Genomic DNA, 571 nt, shown 5'->3' on the forward strand with positions numbered 1-571 from the left:
GCTACCTGAACCGAATTCAATCCTCACGCCGATTAGAGCGAGAAGCTAACCGCAATATCGAACTAATGTGGTTAACTGAGAGACTTGCACCAGACTTCAAAACCATTGCAGATTTTAGGAAGAATAACGGTAAAGGGATTAAACAGTGCTGTCGAACGTTCATCGATTTGTGTCGTCAGATGAACATGTTTAGCGATGCGCTTGTCGCGATTGATGGCAGTAAATTCAAAGCATCTAACAACAAATCTAAAAACTATACGCCAAGAAAACTCCAAGCCTCAATGGAACGCGTTGAAAAGCATATCGCTCGCTACCTTAGTCAGCTAGACAAGGTCGACTTAAATGAAAAGGAAGCGGATACCGCTCCCATTGAAGAAAAGCTGGTTTGGCTAAAAGCGCGTCTTTCTGAATTAAAGGAGCTCAAAGAGAAAGTTGAAGCGCACCCAGACAAACAAATCTCTATGACTGATCCAGATTCGCGTCTGTTAAAAACAACCGCGATGGAGAGAAAGGTTTGCTACAACGTTCAGAGCGCAGTGGATTGTAAGCATCACTTGATCGTTGCTCATGA

The 571-nt window shown here is 43.4% G+C and carries 1 protein-coding gene; it reads left to right on the plus strand.

Annotated elements, in window-relative coordinates; all coding sequences use genetic code 11:
• Positions 1–571, plus strand: a 571-nt coding sequence (locus tag A3763_RS05335) for a transposase (protein ID WP_197482787.1), incomplete at both ends; no start/stop codon positions are given.

It is taken from the genome of Oleiphilus sp. HI0128 (genome assembly GCF_001635365.1).